This is a genomic window from Janthinobacterium sp. BJB401, from assembly GCF_013372745.1.
In the GTDB taxonomy this organism is placed as follows: domain Bacteria; phylum Pseudomonadota; class Gammaproteobacteria; order Burkholderiales; family Burkholderiaceae_D; genus Janthinobacterium; species Janthinobacterium rivuli.
In genome coordinates, this window is sequence record NZ_JABXFH010000015.1 from 103,101 (window position 1) to 118,256 (window position 15,156).

13 protein-coding genes and 2 riboswitches are annotated in these 15,156 nt (G+C 62.6%); of the genes, 8 read left to right on the forward strand and 5 right to left on the reverse strand.

What is annotated here, in order from left to right:
- Positions 1–111: 111 nt before the first annotated feature.
- Positions 112–747 carry a phosphatase PAP2 family protein gene (locus HWE17_RS12560; protein WP_235211646.1) on the reverse strand — a complete coding sequence of 212 codons (636 nt, stop codon included), beginning with the start codon at positions 745–747 and terminating at the stop codon, positions 112–114.
- Between the two features lie 145 nt (positions 748–892).
- Positions 893–1,465, reverse strand: coding sequence for an ATP-dependent Clp protease proteolytic subunit (locus HWE17_RS12565; RefSeq protein ID WP_035826947.1), 573 nt, complete (start codon positions 1,463–1,465; stop codon positions 893–895).
- Positions 1,466–1,634: 169 nt separating this feature from the next.
- Positions 1,635–1,721: riboswitch (glycine riboswitch) on the forward strand.
- Between the two features lie 27 nt (positions 1,722–1,748).
- A riboswitch (glycine riboswitch) is annotated at positions 1,749–1,854 on the forward strand.
- A 74-nt stretch (positions 1,855–1,928) separates the two neighbouring features.
- On the opposite strand from HWE17_RS12565, the gene gcvT reads away from it, so the two are divergent.
- The 3 genes from gcvT to gcvP all read left to right on the forward strand — a co-directional run bounded on the left by gcvT (position 1,929) and on the right by gcvP (position 6,520).
- The gene (gene gcvT, locus HWE17_RS12570) at positions 1,929–3,050 is read left to right on the forward strand and encodes a glycine cleavage system aminomethyltransferase GcvT (protein WP_176388955.1); all 1,122 of its coding nucleotides are present in this window, start codon (positions 1,929–1,931) and stop codon (positions 3,048–3,050) included.
- A gap of 70 nt (positions 3,051–3,120) precedes the next feature.
- On the forward strand, positions 3,121–3,501 hold the full coding sequence (gene gcvH, locus HWE17_RS12575; RefSeq protein ID WP_035818129.1) for a glycine cleavage system protein GcvH: 381 nt from the start codon (positions 3,121–3,123) through the stop codon (positions 3,499–3,501).
- A gap of 118 nt (positions 3,502–3,619) precedes the next feature.
- Positions 3,620–6,520 (forward strand): aminomethyl-transferring glycine dehydrogenase, encoded by a 2,901-nt coding sequence (gene gcvP / locus HWE17_RS12580; protein ID WP_176388956.1) that lies wholly within the window; start codon positions 3,620–3,622, stop codon positions 6,518–6,520.
- Between the two features lie 168 nt (positions 6,521–6,688).
- Here gcvP and HWE17_RS12585 read toward each other — a convergent pair whose 3' ends face one another.
- A complete protein-coding gene (locus tag HWE17_RS12585) occupies positions 6,689–6,847 on the reverse strand; it encodes a hypothetical protein (RefSeq protein WP_176388957.1) in 159 nt (52 codons plus the stop codon).
- 145 nt (positions 6,848–6,992) lie between these two features.
- On the opposite strand from HWE17_RS12585, the gene HWE17_RS12590 reads away from it, so the two are divergent.
- Together HWE17_RS12590 and HWE17_RS12595 are read left to right on the forward strand one after the other, a co-directional pair.
- Positions 6,993–8,210 (forward strand): Bcr/CflA family efflux MFS transporter, encoded by a 1,218-nt coding sequence (locus tag HWE17_RS12590; RefSeq protein ID WP_176388958.1) that lies wholly within the window; start codon positions 6,993–6,995, stop codon positions 8,208–8,210.
- Positions 8,211–8,232: 22 nt separating this feature from the next.
- Positions 8,233–8,844, forward strand: coding sequence for a TetR/AcrR family transcriptional regulator (locus tag HWE17_RS12595; protein ID WP_176388959.1), 612 nt, complete (start codon positions 8,233–8,235; stop codon positions 8,842–8,844).
- A 58-nt stretch (positions 8,845–8,902) separates the two neighbouring features.
- Here the strand turns inward: HWE17_RS12595 and HWE17_RS12600 are convergent, their stop codons facing one another.
- Positions 8,903–9,256 carry a hypothetical protein gene (locus HWE17_RS12600; protein WP_158300152.1) on the reverse strand — a complete coding sequence of 118 codons (354 nt, stop codon included), beginning with the start codon at positions 9,254–9,256 and terminating at the stop codon, positions 8,903–8,905.
- 473 nt (positions 9,257–9,729) lie between these two features.
- Here HWE17_RS12600 and mgtA point away from each other — a divergent pair, with 473 nt between their 5' ends.
- From mgtA to HWE17_RS12615, 3 genes are read left to right on the forward strand one after another with little or no spacing between them, the layout of a single operon-like run.
- Positions 9,730–12,414 carry a magnesium-translocating P-type ATPase gene (gene mgtA, locus HWE17_RS12605; RefSeq protein WP_176388960.1) on the forward strand — a complete coding sequence of 895 codons (2,685 nt, stop codon included), beginning with the start codon at positions 9,730–9,732 and terminating at the stop codon, positions 12,412–12,414.
- A 36-nt stretch (positions 12,415–12,450) separates the two neighbouring features.
- A complete protein-coding gene (locus HWE17_RS12610) occupies positions 12,451–12,792 on the forward strand; it encodes a DUF6677 family protein (RefSeq protein ID WP_176388961.1) in 342 nt (113 codons plus the stop codon).
- Positions 12,789–13,301 carry a ribonuclease HI family protein gene (locus tag HWE17_RS12615; protein ID WP_176388962.1) on the forward strand — a complete coding sequence of 171 codons (513 nt, stop codon included), beginning with the start codon at positions 12,789–12,791 and terminating at the stop codon, positions 13,299–13,301. The genes HWE17_RS12610 and HWE17_RS12615 overlap by 4 nt, the downstream gene beginning before the upstream one ends.
- Here HWE17_RS12615 and HWE17_RS12620 read toward each other — a convergent pair.
- A complete protein-coding gene (locus tag HWE17_RS12620; RefSeq protein WP_176388963.1) occupies positions 13,298–14,935 on the reverse strand; it encodes a methyl-accepting chemotaxis protein in 1,638 nt (545 codons plus the stop codon). The genes HWE17_RS12615 and HWE17_RS12620 overlap by 4 nt on opposite strands.
- Positions 14,936–15,156: the final 221 nt, after the last annotated feature.

Below are 15,156 nucleotides of genomic sequence, written 5' to 3' on the forward strand. Positions count from 1 at the left end.
CAGGTGCACGGTGGAGGCCTGGCCACTCACCGCAAAAAAGTGGTTCATCATACCATTTCCTGATACTTTTCTGGCCAAAAACAGCAGCGTCAAGTGCCAGCCGGCACCATCTCAAGGGGCTGGGCGGCCATCCTGCGCCAGTTTCCAGTCTTCACGGGAAAAAACGCGCTCATGGCCGGACAACACCAGGGCGAGTTTTTGCAGCCATTGCTCGGTCGGCATGGGTTCGGCCTTGAAGCTGAGCACCACCATCAGCACCAGACTGGCCAGTGCCAGCGCATGGCTGACGGCGAAATGGACGGCGCCGCGGGCATTCCACATGAAGCCCAGCGCCAGCGCCAGGCCCAGCACGCAGCCGCTGGCGGCTTCCGACACGCTGTGCGCATGCACGACCACGCGCGAAATGGCCACCAGCACGGCAAAGGCCACGCCGACGAGCACGCCGGCATGGCGCCAGCGCGGTTCGGCCCGCTGCAGCAACACGTACATCAGCACGGGAAACACGGCGCCGGCGCGCATGGCGTGGCCGCTGAAACCCGTAAAATCGAGCGCGCTGCTGCCCACACCCCAGCTCATGAAAGCCAGCTTGGACAGCACCACGAGGGCCAGGCCGCCGCCATACCACAGGCTCCAGCTGAGCACCAGACGCCATTGGCGCGAGACGAGCAGCCACAGGGCGATCGCCACGCCAGCCGGCCCCATCACGGACATGTCGGCCGCAAAAGAAATCCCATTCCACCAAGTCATCGTGCATGCGCTTATTTCATGATCAGCTTGCACTATGCCACGACTCTGCCCTGTTCCGCGCGGCTTTTGCTGTGCTGCAGCGAAGAATTACATTCGATTACAAAATTCCCACGCCAACACCCTCCGCCTGGACAGCCTGAGGGCGTCAGATATTCGTCAGGCGCCTGCCCTTGGGCGGCGCAAAGTCGCGGATCGATTCGATCATGCCCACTTCCAGCGCCTGGTCGGCCGTCAAGTGCAGGTCGGAATACGCGTGCACCTGCCACTGTTCTTCCGTCAGGTTGACGTGGCCGCGCAGGATGCGCTCGGTGCGCATGTCGTCGGCGCGCAAGCCTTCGACGATGATGCTGAGCGCATCGGGGCGCGAACCGGGCGAGGCTGTCGCATGCGACTTGTGCACCATGAAGCGGGCCGTGTCGCTGGCATGGCGGCGCCGTCCCGCCAGGAACAGGGTGACGGCGATGGAGGCCACGGCGCCCGCGTTATAGGTGACGATGTCGAGCGGCAACTTGCTGAGGAAGTTGTACAGACAGATGCCATCGCTGACATAGCCGCCGTTGGACTGTATCAAAATGTGCGCGGTGGTGAGCTTGTCTTCCGTGATGTCGGCCACGGCGTTGAAGACGCGCCGCACCATATCGCTGTTGACGTCGCCCGAGAGGGTAAAGTAACCGTGCTGCTCGGTGTTGTTTTGCGTCTCGCTTTGTGTAGTGTTCATGGCAGGCACCCGCAAGAAAGCCAGAATTTCATCATAGCGCATTCCCGCGCGGCCGGGCGCCCTTTTGCAGCGGGCCAGCGCCCCTCCCAGCCCCGCAAACCGGGGCTTTTGCTGCAATTTGGCAACGTCTTTTCAGATTGACAGAAACACCCTGCTGGCATATATTCCTCCCACTTGATCGGGAGAGGGCAACCCAGCGTTGCCGCCGAAGGGGCACTACCCAAAAACTCTCAGGCAAAAGGACCGATCAGGCGGACTGAAGCTGTTGCTTTGGCGACATCTTTAGCTCAACTCTGGAGAGCGGCCGCGGCTATTGCCGGCGGCCCACCGAAGGGGCGCACGGGGCAAGCCCCCGTAATCTCTCAGGTACAAAGGACAGGGGGGTCAGTGATCACGCTGGAAAGCCGTGTTTGGCTATTCTATGTTTTGTTAACTCCCCTATTACCTTCGTCCCGAGGAATCCATGACGCTCAAAGCGACCCCACTCAACAACGCCCACCGTGCCCTCGGCGCCCGCATGGTCGATTTCGGCGGCTGGGACATGCCTGTCAACTACGGCTCGCAAATCGAAGAACACAACGCCGTGCGCGGCGATGCCGGCATGTTCGACGTGTCCCATATGTGTGTGGTCGATATCGAAGGCCCGAACGTGCGCGCCTTCCTGCGCGGCTTGCTGGCCAACAATGTTGACAAGCTGCAAGTGTCGGGCAAGGCGCTGTACTCGTGCATGTTGAATGCCGAAGGCACCGTCATCGATGACCTGATCGTCTACTTCTTCAACGAAAACTGGTTCCGCCTCGTCGTCAACGCGGGCACGGCTGAAAAAGACGTGGCCTGGATGCAGCAGCAAAACACCGCCACCAGCAGCGGCCTGACGATCACCGAACGCCGCAACGCCAACGATCCGATGGCCCTCGTCGCCGTGCAAGGCCCGAACGCGCGCGCCAAGGTATGGCAAGTGCTGCCGGAAACGCAAGCCGCTTCCGAAGCCATCAAGCCGTTCAACGTCGTCATCATCAAGGATACGGCCTTCGGCGAAGTGATGCTGGCGCGCACCGGCTACACGGGCGAAGACGGCTTTGAAATCGGCGTGGCCGCCACCCAGGTGGAAGCGCTGTGGAACGCCTTGATCGCCGCCGGCGTCAAGCCGGCCGGCCTGGGCGCGCGCGACACCCTGCGCCTGGAAGCGGGCATGAATCTGTACGGCCAGGACATGGACGAAACCGTCAACCCGCTCGACGCGGGCCTGGCGTGGACCATCGACCTGGTCAGCGAGCGCGACTTCATCGGCAAGGCCGCCCTGCTGGCCAAGGGCCAGAACGCGCAATTCGTCGGCCTGATCCTGCGTGAAAAAGGCGGCGTGCTGCGCGCCCACCAGAAAGTCATCATCGCCGGCAATGACGCCACGGGCGAAATCACCAGCGGCACCTTCAGCCCGACCATGCAGGAAGCGATCGCCCTGGCGCGCGTGCCCAACGGCGTAGCGGTAGGCGACAGCGTGCACGTGGAAATCCGCGGCAAGCAACTGGCCGCTTCGGTCGTCAAGCTGCCTTTCGTGCGTAACGGTAAAATCCTGGCTGCGTAAGCGTTTTAGAGCCGCCCGCAAGACCGAATAAACATAATCAATAACGAACACTTACCATCTGGAGCCACACATGAACATTCCTGCAGACCTGAAGTACACCGCTTCCCACGAATGGGTACGCCTTGAAGGCGACGGCACGATCACCGTCGGCATCACCGAGTACGCGCAGGACGCCCTGGGCGACATCGTCTTCGTCGAACTGCCAACCGTGGGCAATACCTACGGCGCCGGCGACGACGCCGCCGTGGTGGAATCGGTCAAGGCAGCGAGCGACATCTATGCGCCGATCGCCGGCGAAGTCGTGGCCGTCAACGACGACGTCGTCAACTCGCCAGAGTCGATCAACGCCGACGCCTACGCCAACTGGCTGTTCAAGATCAAGCCAGCCGACGTGTCGGCCCTGGACGGCTTGCTCGACGCTGCCGCCTATGGCGCCACCACCAGCGCGTAATCGCGTTTGACTCACGGGCCGCGTTTGCGGCCCGTTTGCATTTAATTTTGTAGCTATGCCCCGCCGCCGCGCCCGCGCGCCGCATCCCGGTTTTTCAGTCTTTTTTGGCCTCTATATCATGACCCGCACCAGCCTGACCCAACTCGAAGCACGCGATGCCTTCATCGCCCGCCACATCGGCCCTTCCGCCACCGAACAGCAAGCCATGCTGGCGACCCTCGGCTATCCATCGCGCGCCGCGCTGATCGACGCCCTGGTGCCGGCCAACATCCGCAACAAGGGCGCCCTGCCATTGGGTGCTTACTCGCAGCCGATGCCGGAACAGGAAGCGCTGTCGCGCCTGAAAGCCATCGCCGGCAAGAACCAGGTGCTCAAATCCCTGATCGGCCAGGGCTACTACAACACGTTCACCCCTGGCGTCGTGCTGCGCAACATCTTTGAAAACCCGGCCTGGTACACGGCGTACACGCCTTACCAGCCGGAGATTTCGCAAGGCCGCCTGGAAGCGATCCTGAACTTCCAGCAAGTGATCACGGACCTGACCGGCATGGGCATCTCGAACGCCTCGATGCTGGACGAAGGCACGGCCGCCGCCGAAGCGATGACCCTGATCCAGCGCGTGGGCAAGTCGAAGTCGAACGTGCTGTACGTCGCCAATGACGTGCTGCCGCAAACGCTGGAAGTGGTGCAAACGCGCGCCCAGCCGATCGGCATCGAAGTGCGTACCTTCGACCCGGCGGAAATCGAATCGCTGGACGCCTGCTTCGGCGTGCTGCTGCAATACCCTGGCGTGAACGGCGTCGTGCGCGACTACCGCGCCGGCGTGGAAAAACTGCACGCGAATGGCGCCATGGTCATCGTCGCGGCCGACCTGCTGGCCCTGACCATGCTCACGCCTCCGGGCGAATGGGGCGCCGACGTCGTCGTCGGCAACAGCCAGCGCTTCGGCGTGCCGCTCGGTTTCGGCGGCCCGCACGCGGGCTTCCTGTCCACGCGCGATGAATTCAAGCGCAATATGTCGGGCCGCCTGGTCGGCGTGACCGTCGATGCGCAAGGCAACAAGGCGTACCGCCTGGCCCTGCAAACGCGCGAGCAGCACATCCGCCGCGAAAAAGCGACGTCGAATATCTGCACGGCGCAAGTGCTGCTGGCCGTGATGGCCTCTATGTACGCCGTCTACCACGGCCCTGCCGGCCTGCTGCAGATCGCCCAGCGCGTGCACCGGTTCACCGGCGTGCTGGCGGCGAACCTGAAGACCCTCGGTTATGGCGTCGTCAACGCCAGCTACTTCGACACCCTGACCATCAACGTGGCCGATGCGGCGCAACTGCACGCGACGGCCATGCACCACGGCGTCAACCTGCGCAAGATCGACAACACCCATGTCGGCGTGTCGCTCGATGAAACCACCACGCGCGACGATATCGCGTTGCTGTGGAAAGTGTTCGCGCACGGCCTGGTCAACGCACCTGCCGCACCAAGCCTGGACAGCGTGGAAGCAAATGTGACCAGCGCGTTGCCGGCGAATCTGGCGCGCGAAAGCGCGTATCTGACGCACCCGGTCTTCAACAGCTACCACTCGGAACACGAAATGCTGCGCTACCTGCGCAGCCTGGCCGACAAGGACCTGGCGCTGGACCGCACCATGATCCCGCTCGGCTCGTGCACCATGAAGCTGAACGCGACGAGCGAAATGATTCCCGTCACCTGGCCCGAGTTTTCGAACATCCACCCGTTCGCGCCAGACGCGCAAACGGTCGGCTACCGCGAAATGATCTCGCAGCTGGAAGAAATGCTGTGCGCGCTGACCGGCTACGCTGCCGTCTCGCTGCAGCCGAACGCTGGCTCGCAGGGTGAATACGCGGGTCTGCTGGTGATCAAGGCGTATCACGAATCGCGCGGCGAAGGCCACCGCAACATCTGTCTGATTCCGTCGTCGGCGCACGGCACCAACCCGGCATCGGCCAATATGGTCGGCATGCAGGTCGTCGTCACCAGCTGCGACGCCAACGGCAACGTGGACCTGGCCGACCTGAAAGCGAAAGCGGAAAAGCACAGCGCCAACCTGGCTTGCGTGATGGTCACCTACCCATCGACCCACGGCGTGTTTGAAGAAGGCATCCAGGAACTGTGCGAGATCATCCACTCGCACGGCGGCCAGGTCTACATCGACGGCGCCAACATGAACGCGCTGGTCGGCGTGGCCGCTCCCGGCTCGTTTGGCGGCGACGTGTCCCACCTGAACTTGCACAAAACCTTCTGCATCCCGCACGGCGGCGGCGGACCAGGCGTCGGCCCGATCGGCGTGGGCGCCCACCTGGCGAAATTCCTGCCGAACCAGCGTTCCTCGGGCTACCAGCGCGACGCTGCCGGCATCGGCGCCGTCAGCGCCGCGCCATTCGGTTCGGCCAGCATCCTGCCGATTTCGTGGATGTATATCGCCATGATGGGCGCGGAGGGATTAACCGCAGCGACCGAGACGGCGATTCTGGCGGCGAACTACATCGCGCGCCGCCTGGCGCCGCACTACCCCGTGCTGTACTCGGGTCACGACGGCCTGGTCGCGCACGAATGCATCCTGGACCTGCGCCCGATCACGGACGCCACCGGCATCAGCAACGAAGACGTGGCCAAGCGTTTGATGGACTTCGGTTTCCATGCGCCGACCATGAGCTTCCCCGTGCCGGGCACCCTGATGATCGAACCGACGGAAAGCGAATCGAAAGTGGAAATCGACCGCTTCATCGACGCCATGATCGCCATCCGCGCTGAAATCGCCAAGGTCGCCAGCGGCGAATTCGACCACGACGACAACCCATTGAAAAACGCGCCGCACACGGCGCAGGTGCTGATGTCGGACAACTGGGAACGCAAGTACAGCCGCGAAATCGCCGCCTACCCAGTCGCCTCGCTGCGCCAGCGCAAATACTGGCCACCGGTCGGCCGCGCCGACAACGTGTACGGCGACCGCAACCTGTTCTGCGGTTGTGCCCCCATCAGCTCTTACGAAGAAGAGTAAGCGCCACGCGCCCGCTTAGGCGGGCGTGTCGACGACAAGAAGGCAGGCCACACGGCCTGCCTTTTTTCATCGTAGGTCGGATTAGCGCGTGAGCGCGTAATCCGACACCACCACCGGCCTCGCCAACAATGTTGTCGGATTACGCTACGCTAATCCGACCTACGTGACCTACAACGCCAGCAGGACGGCGCCCGGCAGTCCCAGGGTCGTGCCGAGTATCGTCAGCAAGATGACATCGCGCCGTTCGCAGCGGGCGCGGTGCGAACTCCAGGCGGCAAACAGCAGCGCCACGGCCACGCCGCTGAGCGCAATTCCCACTTCCGTCATGCCAGCTCTCCCGCCATTGATTCTTTTTTCATCGTTCTCATCCTTTTCATTGATTGAGCAAGCTACCTACCGGTAGGCAGTAAGTGTACAATAAAAAACACGGCGGCGTCCATGCCCCGTTTTTTGACGACACGAAGGAAGCGCAATGCAGCAGCAAACCACTCTCCCCGCCGCCAGTCTCGGGCTGGCGGCTTCCCTGGCCCTCGTGGCCGTGCTCGGTCCGGCCGGCATCGACATGTATCTGGCCTCGATGCCCGCCATGGCGCGCGAGCTGCACACCTCGTATGCGAACGTGCAACTGAGCCTGACCGTTTTCCTGCTGGCCCTGGGCGGCGGGCAGCTGCTGTGCGGTCCGCTGACCGACATGCTGGGCCGGCGCCGTCCGCTCCTGGCCGGCATCGCCCTGTATATACTTGCGGCCGTCTGGGCGTCGCAGGCGGATCAATTGGCCACCCTGCTGCTGGCGCGCACCTTACAGGGTCTGGGCGCGGCGCTGACACTGGTTGTAGTGATGAGCATGGTGCGCGACGTGGCCGATGGCGTGCAGGCGGCGCGGCTGTTTGCCCTGTTGATGACCATCGTGGGCCTGGCGCCCGTGCTGGCGCCGGCCGTGGGTGGCTTGCTCGACGCGCACTACGGCTGGCGCGCCGGGATGCTGGCCCTGGCCGCGCTGGGCGCCGTGACCCTGCTCAATAGCGCGCTGTTCCTGCCGGAAACCTTGCCGCTGAAGAAGCGCGTTTCACCGCAAGGCATGCACCGCACCTATGCGCGCATCGCACTGGACCGCGCCTTCCTGCTGCCCGCGCTGGCCCTGTCCGCCGCTTTCTTTTTCCTGTTTGCGTATATCGGTGGCGCATCGCTCGTGTACCAGCGCGATTTCGGCCTGTCCGCCAGCAATTTCGGCTTGGTCTTCGGTGCCACGGGCGTGGCCGTGCTGCTGGGCGCGATGGCCAGCGCCCGCCTGGTGGAAAAGCATGGCGTGGCGCGCCTGAGCGTGGCGGGCAGCGTGGCCATGCTGGGCGGCGCTGGACTGGCACTGCTCGGTGCCTGGGCGGGAGGGGGAATAATGGCCGTCGTGCCTGGCATGTTCGTGGCCCTGTTCGGTCTGGGCATCGCGGAAGCGGCGCTGATGGCCATGGCCATGGTTTCCCAGCAGCGCGCGCTCGGTTCCACGGCCGCCCTGCTGGGCGCCATCCAGATGAGCTTGTCGTCCTTGGCCACGCCGCTGGCGGCCAGCCTGTCCGAACGGGGGCCGTTGCCATGGCTGCTGTTCTTGACCGTGGCCGGCCTGCTGGTATCATGGCTGACCCTGGCCACTGCGCGCGTCCATCCGGTCCATGCCAGCAGTCTGGGAGCGCACTGACGCCTCACCCACTCTCACCCCAATGATGAAAAAACGCTCGGCTTCGGCCGATAACATCTGTGCCGTCGCCGTCGTCCACTTTTCGGAGCACGGCTACGATGCCTCGTCGCTTAGCGACATCGCCGCGCAGGCGGGCATGCGCAAGGCTTCGCTGTATTCGCATTTCGCCGGCAAGGACGCCCTGTTTCTGGACGTGTTTGCCGACGCGCTGGCTGAAGAGCAAGCCTTCATGGATGCGTGCTTCGCCGACGAAGCGGCGCTGGCCACGCCCGGCGGCCAGCAAGCTGGCGCCGTGTACTGCGACCGCATGGCCCAGCGCTACGCGGATTCGGCCCATTTGCGCTTCTTGCTGCGCACGGCGTATTTGCCGCCAGCGCCCCTGCGCATCGAAGTCGGCACGGGCTACGAAGCCTTGCTGGCGCAATTGCAGCGGCATTACGTGGCCAGCCTGGGCCGCCTGGCGCCATCCCTGCCGCCGCAGCACGTCGACCTGTACGCGCAAGCCTACCTGGGCATCGTCGACAGCCTGCATGTGGAGTTGATCTATGCGGGTGGCGCCGCGCTGCAGCAGCGACATGCTGCGCTATGGCAGATATTGTCCGATTCGCTGGCGATGGCGGCGCAAGCGGCCTGATGTGGCATAAGGTGGAGGCCACATGATTTTCGGCGAGGCTCACTGCGCGAAAACTGGGTCAGGCATACGCGTGCACCAATAAAAAGCCAGCAAGCGGAACGACGGCAAACAGCACAACAACGCCAAGACATCCTGATCTGGATCCCGGTCTGGAGCCCGCAGGAGAAGTGCCGCGCTCACGCTCGCGTGGCGTCCTTGCATGTAGCCATTTGATATGGCAGGACTGGCAGAAGAACGTGGTTTTGTTGTTGCGCCAGGCTTCAATCGTTCGATCGGTGTGGCATGCAAGCGTACCGCAACGGGCACATTCGAAATGTGTTTCTTTGGGCCGCTTTTTAGAAAAGTGCTTGCCGACAAAGAAGATGACGACAAGGCCGGCGATTATCGCCCCAACGATCAATTCCATAGACATGTGTTTTTCTGTATTTGCATAGAGTTTACCGTGGCTACTTCCAGCCAATCACCGTACTCAAACATAATGGATTGCCAAACGGCAAAAAATCACAGATTGTCACATTACACTTTGGAAACCTAAGATTTCTTCAGTTGACACCTGGGCAGCCCATCCATAAGATGCCCTCATTATTCATTTACGGAGTCCCACGTGAGTACTTGTTCTAGTGACAGTAGCCGATCTTGTATCGGTGATTGCCTCGGCAGCTAAACAGCAAGCAACGCGGAACTTTCTTTCCTCCGTGCCTTGCTGAGCAAGGTGCGGTGTCTCGCGCGGCCAGTCCGGTTGCGCGCCCTCCCCTCTTTCCGATCGCGACCGGCTACTGACCCGGATTGCCCGCCAGCGCCATGCTTTGCCATGCGCGCTGGCGGCGCGCAAGTCTTGCCTGCGGCTGCGCCGCCCGTCAACACCTCGTCGTGAAAGGAAGAGCCATGAATCTCTTCACCCGCTTATTCGAATCGTTCCTGCGCAAGCGCCATACGGCCGGCCACTTCCGCCGGCGCGCCATGCCACTGGAAAACAGCACGGCCCGCCCCGTGCCAGACCACCTGGCGCGCCAGCTGCTGGCCGCCGCCCATGAAGAACTCGACAGCGCGCTGAACCGGCTGCACACGCGGGCAGAAGGCTTGCGCGATGCCGAGGCGCAAGTGATCGGCACGCAAACGGGACCGAACGAGGTCGAGCATGAAAAACCGCTGGCCTGGTACCAGCACCTATGGCTGTGCTACAAGAATCCGTTCAACCTGCTGCTCACGGTGCTGTCCATCGTTTCCTACCTGACGGAAGACCCGAAGGCGACCATCGTCATCGGCACCATGGTGATTTTGTCGACCCTACTGCGCTTCGTGCAGGAAGGCCGCTCGAACCGCGCCGCCGAGCGCCTGAAAGCCATGGTCAGCAATACGGCCACCGTGCTGCGCAATGGCCAGCAGATCGAGCTGCCGATCCGCCAGCTGGTGCAGGGCGACATCATCGTGCTGTCGGCCGGCGACATGATCCCCGCCGACTGCCGTTTGCTTTCCGCGAAAGACCTGTTCGTCAGCCAGGCCGCCATGACGGGCGAATCCCTGCCGGTGGAAAAGATGGCCGAGCTGGCCGACGCCCATGGCAAAGACCCGATGGAACTGGCCAATTTGCTGTTCATGGGCACGAATGTGATTTCGGGCGCGGCCACGGCGCTGGTCCTGGCGACCGGCAACCGCACCTATTTCGGCACCATCGCCACGAGAGTGACGGCCACCGAGCGCACGCCGACGGCGTTCGAAGCGGGTGTGAACAGCGTCAGCTGGCTCTTGATCCGCTTCGCTCTCGTGATGGCGCCACTCGTGTTCCTGATCAACGGCTGGACCAAGGGCGACTGGATGGAAGCGTTTTTGTTCGCCCTGTCGGTCGCCGTGGGCCTGACGCCGGAAATGCTGCCCATGATCGTCACCAGCACCCTGGCCAAGGGCGCCGTGAAACTGTCGAAAAAGAAAGTCGTCGTCAAGCGCCTGGACGCCATCCAGAACTTCGGCGCCATGGACGTGTTGTGCACGGACAAGACGGGCACCTTGACGCAGGACAAGATCGTGCTCGAGCGCCATACGGACGTGTTCGGCCAGCCATCCGATGAAGTGCTGCAATTCGCGTATCTGAACAGCCATTACCAGACAGGCCTGAAAAACCTGCTCGACCGCGCCGTGCTCGACCACGTGGAATTGCAGACGGAAATGCAGCTGGCCCGCGATTACGTGAAAGTCGATGAAATCCCGTTCGATTTCGTGCGCCGCCGCATGTCCGTCGTCGTTTCCGAAAAGAATGATCACCATGAACTGATCTGCAAGGGCGCCGTCGAGGAAATCCTCGCCGCCTGCAGCCATTTGCGCCTGGGCGGCGTGAACATTCCCCTCGATCCTGCCCTGCTGGCCAAGGTGCTGGACACCACGCAGGGCCTGAACGCGGAAGGGCTAAGAGTGGTCGCCGTGGCCGTCAAGGAAGTGCCGCCGCATAAAACCGTGTATGGCGTGGCCGATGAAACGGCGCTGACCCTGATCGGTTATGTGGCGTTTCTCGATCCGCCGAAGGAATCGACGGCGCCCGCCCTGCGCGCGCTGGCGGAACATGGCGTCACCGTGAAAGTCTTGACGGGCGACAACCACCTCGTGACGGCGAAGATTTGCCGCGAAGTGGGTCTGGCCGTGCACGGCGTGCTGCAAGGTCCGCAACTGGACGACATGGACGACGCCACCCTGGCGCAGGCGGCCGAAGACAACACGGTGTTTGCCAAGCTCAGCCCGTTGCACAAGGAGCGCCTCGTGCGCGCGCTGCGCGGCAATGGACACATCGTCGGCTTCATGGGCGACGGCATCAACGACGCGCCCGCCCTGCGCGCGGCCGACATCGGCATTTCCGTCGATTCGGCCGTCGATATCGCCAAGGAAGCGGCCGACATCATCCTGCTGGAAAAGAGCCTGATGGTGCTGGAAGAAGGCGTGCTGGAAGGCCGGCGCACCTTCAGCAACATGCTGAAATACATCCGCATGACGGCCAGCTCGAACTTCGGCAATGTGTTTTCCGTGCTGGTGGCCAGCGCCTTCTTGCCGTTTTTACCGATGCTGCCGCTGCACTTGCTGGTGCAAAACCTGTTATATGACGTGTCGCAGATCGCCATTCCCTTCGACAATGTCGACGCCGAACTGATCCAGCAGCCTTTGAGCTGGAACCCGCGCGACATCGGCCGCTTCATGGTCTTTTTTGGGCCCATCAGCTCGATCTTCGACATCAGCACGTTTATCCTGATGTGGCATGTGTTCGGCGCGAATACGCCTGAGCAGCAGACGCTGTTCCAGTCCGGCTGGTTCGTCGTGGGACTCTTGACGCAAACCCTGATCGTGCACCTGATCCGTACGCCCAAGCTGCCCTTCATCGACAGCATTGCGTCCGTGCCCCTGCTGGTGGCCACGACCCTCATCATGGCCGTGGGCGTGTTCCTGCCGATGGGTCCGCTGGCGACCTACTTCAAGCTGCAAGCCTTGCCGCTGGGCTATTTCCCCTGGCTGCTGGGCATCCTCGTGTGCTACACGGTGCTGACGACGTTCATGAAACGCGTGTATCTGCGCAAATTCGGCTGGCAATAGTATGATGAGCCGCTCTTTCCCCTACAAAAGGCGCGCATGAGCGGCTCTTCCCTTTCCAAACGTAATCTCGCCCTGCTGTTGTCGGCCCTCGTCTTCCCCGGCAGCGGGCATTTTGTATTGAAACGCAAGGCCCGTGGCTGCCTCTTCCTCGTGCCGGCCCTGATCGCGCTGGTACTCGTATTGCGCCAGATCATGGCACGTTTAGACCAGGTAATGGCACAGATCGACAGCGGCGCCCTGCCCCTCGACGTGCAGCTGATCGTGGAAAAAGTCGATGCGCTGTCAGCGAATGACGGGCCCGCCATGACGGTGGCCGTGGGTGTGCTGGTGGCGTGCTGGATAGGCAGCCTCGTCGACACCTTCCTGATCAAGCCATGACGGCGGAAGCAGTCGCGCGCAAACTGCGCAAGGAAGCGAAGATGCAGGCGCGCCGCGCGCAGCTGGCGCTCAGCCGCCAGGACCATGGCGGCCCGCTGGCCTGGCGCGGCTGGTTCGACGGCTCAGCCCATCCGAATCCGGGCAAGCTGGGCATAGGCGCACTGCTGCTGGGGCCGAACGGCGAACGCATCGAGGTAAGCGAGTCGGCTGGCTATGGCAGCAGCAGCGACGCGGAATACGCGGCCCTGACGGCCGTGCTGCAGGCGGCACTCAAGGTGCGCCCGCCGCCCGTGCAACTGCTGCTGTTCGGCGACAGCCAGGTGGTGATCAACGACGTGCTGGGAACGACGCCGGTGGGCGCCAAAGGGCTGGAAACGCAAAGGGCCACCGTAGTGGCCCTGCTGGAACAATTCACTGATGTGAGCTTGCGCTGGCTGCCGCGCCACAGGAATGGCGAGGCGGACCGGCTATCGCAGCTGGCGATTACCGGCTGGGTGGAGAAAGATTAAGCGGCGCGGCCGATCCGCAATGCTTCCTTCGACTCTTTCGCCGCAGGGCGTTGCTTGCCTTTCAAACCGCTGACACTGGCCTGCTGCCCGTTCAGTTTAAAGACGCTGACGACCTGCGCCAGGTTATGCGCCTGGTGCTGCATCGATTCGGCGGCCGCCGCCGACTCTTCCACCAGCGCCGCATTTTGCTGCGTCACGGCATCCATCTGGCCGATGGCGCGGTTGATCTCGTCGATGCCCACGCTTTGCTCGCTGCTCGCCGCCGTAATTTCCGTGATGATGTCGCTCACGCGCTGCACGCTGTCGACGATGTCGGTCATGGTCGAACCAGCTTGCGCCACCAGCATGCTGCCCGCGTTGACTTGCTCCACGGACGCGCCGATCAGGGTCTTGATCTCTTTCGCGGCCGAAGCGGAACGCTGGGCCAGATTGCGCACTTCGGACGCCACGACGGCAAAACCACGGCCCTGCTCACCCGCGCGCGCCGCTTCCACGGCCGCGTTCAGGGCCAGGATATTCGTCTGGAAGGCGATGCCGTCGATGACACTGATGATGTCGACGATCTTGTTCGATGACGCGTTGATCGATTCCATCGTGCCCACCACCTGCGCCACGACTTCGCCACCCTTGACGGCCACTTGCGCCGCCGAGGCCGCCAATTGATTCGCCTGGCGCGCATTGTCCGCATTCTGTTTCACGGTGCTGGTCAGTTCTTCCATCGACGACGCTGTTTCCTCCAGGGAACCGGCCTGCTCTTCCGTGCGGGAAGACAGGTCCTGGTTGCCGGCGGCAATTTGCGTCGACGACGTGGCGATGCTGTCCGTGCCGCTGCGCACTTCGCCCACGATGTTGAGCAGGCTCGTGTTCATGTCCTTCAGAGCCAGCAAGAGTTGGCCCGTCTCATCCTTGGCGCTGGCGTCGATCTGCGCCGTCAAGTCGCCATCGGCCACCTTGCGGGCGATGTCCACGGCAGTGCGCAGGGGACGCACGATGCCCATCGTCAAGACCCAGGCGCACACGACGCCAAAACCCAGCGCCAGCGCGGCTAGGGTCAGCAGCAAGTTGCGGCTCGTCTTGGCGACCTCGTCGATTTCGCGCGCGGTTTTATCGATGCTGGCGCGCTGGTGCTGCAGCATGTCGTTGACCACTTTCAGGTATTTCGTCGAGCCGGGCACGAAGATGCCCTGGAAAGCCTGTTCCGCTTCCGCCTCCTGTCCATCCGCCTTCAGCTTCGACACTTGCGCGCGCGAATCGAGGTAAACCTTGCGCTGTTCGCTCACCAGGCGGAACAGTTCTTTTTCTTCCGGGCTGGAAATCAAGGCTTCGATTTTCTTTTGCAATTCGCCCGAGACGACGGACGATTGCTTGGCTTCTTCCGCAAAATAAGCGCCCAAGGTCGTGTCGCTGCTGCGCGCGATGGCTGTGGTGCGGCGCACGCCGCTGTCAATTTTCGCGTACCAGTCGGAAATATAGCGTTCCTTCGTCAGCGGCAATTCCATCATGGTGCGCGTGGCCGTGGCCACGTCATGCAAACGCCACACGCTGATACCGGTGATGAGCATGGAAAACAGCAAGATCACGGCAAAACCCAGGCCGAGGCGCACACCAATACTGACGTTTCTTAACAAATTCATGTGAATATCCTAAAAAAGCGGAACCAGACTATATAAAAGGGGTTGCGGCTGCACGTGGCAGCCGCGGCGCGATCAGCGTGTGCCGATGCGCAAGGTGGTTTGCGGCGCTGCCGGGCGTTTTGGCGTCTTGGCAGCACTGGCGCCGGCCTGCTGGCCGTTGAGCTTGAAGACGCTGACGACCTGCGCCAGGTTATGCGCCTGGTGCTGCATCGATTCGGCGG

What these genes read in the sequence shown, in the direction of transcription:
- HWE17_RS12620 (WP_176388963.1), bottom strand. Translation starts at nt 14,935, where the DNA reads ATGAATTTGTTAAGAAACGTCAGTATTGGTGTGCGCCTCGGCCTGGGT.
- HWE17_RS12595 (WP_176388959.1), top strand. Translation starts at nt 8,233, where the DNA reads ATGATGAAAAAACGCTCGGCTTCGGCCGATAACATCTGTGCCGTCGCC.
- gcvP (WP_176388956.1), top strand. Translation starts at nt 3,620, where the DNA reads ATGACCCGCACCAGCCTGACCCAACTCGAAGCACGCGATGCCTTCATC.
- HWE17_RS12560 (WP_235211646.1), bottom strand. Translation starts at nt 747, where the DNA reads ATGACTTGGTGGAATGGGATTTCTTTTGCGGCCGACATGTCCGTGATG.
- mgtA (WP_176388960.1), top strand. Translation starts at nt 9,730, where the DNA reads ATGAATCTCTTCACCCGCTTATTCGAATCGTTCCTGCGCAAGCGCCAT.
- HWE17_RS12590 (WP_176388958.1), top strand. Translation starts at nt 6,993, where the DNA reads ATGCAGCAGCAAACCACTCTCCCCGCCGCCAGTCTCGGGCTGGCGGCT.
- HWE17_RS12565 (WP_035826947.1), bottom strand. Translation starts at nt 1,465, where the DNA reads ATGAACACTACACAAAGCGAGACGCAAAACAACACCGAGCAGCACGGT.
- HWE17_RS12585 (WP_176388957.1), bottom strand. Translation starts at nt 6,847, where the DNA reads ATGACGGAAGTGGGAATTGCGCTCAGCGGCGTGGCCGTGGCGCTGCTG.
- gcvH (WP_035818129.1), top strand. Translation starts at nt 3,121, where the DNA reads ATGAACATTCCTGCAGACCTGAAGTACACCGCTTCCCACGAATGGGTA.
- HWE17_RS12615 (WP_176388962.1), top strand. Translation starts at nt 12,789, where the DNA reads ATGACGGCGGAAGCAGTCGCGCGCAAACTGCGCAAGGAAGCGAAGATG.
- gcvT (WP_176388955.1), top strand. Translation starts at nt 1,929, where the DNA reads ATGACGCTCAAAGCGACCCCACTCAACAACGCCCACCGTGCCCTCGGC.
- HWE17_RS12610 (WP_176388961.1), top strand. Translation starts at nt 12,451, where the DNA reads ATGAGCGGCTCTTCCCTTTCCAAACGTAATCTCGCCCTGCTGTTGTCG.
- HWE17_RS12600 (WP_158300152.1), bottom strand. Translation starts at nt 9,256, where the DNA reads ATGTCTATGGAATTGATCGTTGGGGCGATAATCGCCGGCCTTGTCGTC.